Source organism: Pedobacter sp., assembly GCF_045628745.1.
In the GTDB taxonomy this organism is placed as follows: Bacteria; Bacteroidota; Bacteroidia; order Sphingobacteriales; family Sphingobacteriaceae; genus Pedobacter.
Genome location: NZ_JAZQPU010000473.1, coordinates 1 through 2471 on the forward strand (window position 1 = coordinate 1; position 2471 = coordinate 2471).

The window sequence follows — 2471 nt, forward strand, 5'->3', positions numbered from 1 at the left end:
AAGTTGGCACCCAAATTGACGTTTGCGGAGAAGTCGTTCCATTTTTTACTGTACTGACCTAAAAACTCGTAATTGTTATCTGTATTTTGGTATTTACCAATAGCATAGCTGCTCACTAAACGACCTCCAGCTGCTTCTTTATGGGTAATATTTTGCGCATAAAAATCAGAGCGCGCAAAACCACTTAACTTCAATTCAGGCAAAACCTGGTAGCTTACATTCACATCACCAAATAAGCGATCGCGGTTATCGTTGTTCAGCACCTCATAAGCATCAAAGAAGGGGTTGTTCCAATCACTTGGCTGGTTTGTAGTGATTACACCAGTAGTGGTATTGGGGTTAACATTCCAGTTTAAGATAGTTCCGTCAGCATAACGGTAGTTTCTTAATTTGTCTAAGTCAATGTTACGTTGAAACCATTGTACGGCACCGGTAAATGAACCTTGGTAACCTTGAGTGGGGCGTTGACCAGCATTATTTGCATAGTTAACATTCGCACCTACGGTGATTTTGCTGCTCAGGTCTAACGAAGAACTTAAACTCAGGTTGTTGCGTTTTAACCAGGTATTAGGCATGGTACCATTAATATAAGCATTGGTATAGCTTAAGCGGTAGTTTGAATTTTCGCCACCACCGGCAACAGAAATACTGTTGTTGAGGTTCTGACCTGTTTCAAAGTAGTCTTTAATGTTATCCGGTTGAGGTACAAAAGGGGTCATTTTACCAAAGTCAGGATCCTGCGGATAAAAACTATAAAACATTCTTACGGGCGTACCATCCATTTTTGGTCCCCAGCTTTCATCATTTCCATTCACATACTTCTCGCCATTGGCTAAAGTAAGGAAGGTTTGGTTGTTACCTACTCCATAAATATTCTGTAGTGGCATAAAGTTGCTTACCTTATCAACAGAAAAGGCCGAACTGATGCTGATGACTGGCTTTTTAACACCTTTTGCTCCCTTTTTGGTGGTGATTAAAATAACCCCATACTGTCCTCTGATACCATATAAAGCAGAAGCAGCAGGTCCTTTGAGCACGCTGATGTCTTCTACATCATCAGGATTGATATCCTGGGAGATGTTTCCATAATCTACGCCATTGGCATCTCCACTAAAATTAGTTTGCGAAATGGGTGTACCATCTACCACCATCAGTGGAGAACCACCACCAGTTAAAGAGTTGACACTTCTGATTTTGATCTTCTGTGTACCACCCATGCTGGCACCAGAAGAACCTGTTACCTGCACACCAGAGATTTTACCTGCAAGGGAACCGATGATGTTCTGCTCTTTGGTTAAAGTAAGGTCTGCACCTTTTACACCCTGGGTAGCGTAACCAATAGATTTTTCACTTCTCTTAATACCTAATGCGGTAACAACCACCTCCGATAGGTTTTCTGAGCTAGAAACTAAAGCGATGTTAATGATAGAACGGTTGTTGATTAAAACATCCTGTGTTTGGTAGCCCAAATACTTTACTTCTAAAGTCTGTGCTGTGGAGGGCACCGTGATGGTATAACTTCCATTTGGCTGGGTAGAGACACCTTGAGTGGTTCCTTTAATCAAGATGCTGACACCAGGTATCCCACTTCCATCACCGGCATCCGTAACGGTGCCCTTGATCACTTTTTGTGCATAGCTGGACAATGCAAACAAAAGAAAACAGGATAAAAAAATAGTAAATTTTCTATTCATAGTTTAAAGATTAAGTTTAGACCTTAATATTACAAAATTTTACATAGCAAACCCCTATTACTGAAGTAATTTCCTAGACAAATCACCACGAAATTGTATTATTTGTAAAAAATTTTGGTGATATAACCCAAAAAAAAGAAGCCAATCATAAGTTCTCTATGATTGGCTTCTTTTTTTTGGGTAATAAGTATATTAAGGCATATCCCACCACAGATTTTGTGCTAAGGAGGTAATCGTAGGCACATTTTTACCGTTTTTACTTTTTTCTGCATCTACATAATCTACCCTACGGATAAAAGTGTTTAAAGCTGCATTAGCCGGCAGTGTAAAATCTTTATATTGATAATTATACCTTCTGGCGTCTACCCAAGCCTCCGGACTTAAATAGAGGGCAATGTACTTTTCTTTAAAAATGAGGTCTAATGTTAAGGCAGCACTTGAGTTAGCCACGGCTGTACTGGCAAGGTATGAATTCTGGTCAGATAGGTTAACCCCCAATAAATCCATGTGCGCCTTTATGCCCTGTAAATAAGCATCGTAAGCCCTGGTTAAATTGACTCCCCCTAATCTGAATGCGGCTTCTGCTTCTATGAATTTCAGTTCTGCATAAGTGGCGATATAAATTGGGGAAGATTTACCAGTTAAGGGAGAGTTGAGGCTGATGTATACCTCATCTTTAACCGTATTTGATGCCGGCCCCACATTACCTACACCATTTGGTGTACCCACATAAGTACCGCTTACTGTTTTATCTGTGATTTTAGCAATTCGGGGATC

2 protein-coding genes are annotated in these 2471 nt (G+C 40.3%); both read right to left on the reverse strand.

Annotated features, from left to right (window positions below; all coding sequences use genetic code 11):
* Window positions 1–1694, reverse strand: a 1694-nt coding sequence (locus ACR2F7_RS17040) for a carboxypeptidase-like regulatory domain-containing protein (RefSeq protein WP_432714733.1), incomplete at its 3' end; no start/stop codon positions are given.
* Between the two features lie 192 nt (window positions 1695–1886).
* The coding region (locus tag ACR2F7_RS17045; protein WP_432714734.1) for a SusD/RagB family nutrient-binding outer membrane lipoprotein at window positions 1887–2471 on the reverse strand (585 nt) is incomplete at its 5' end.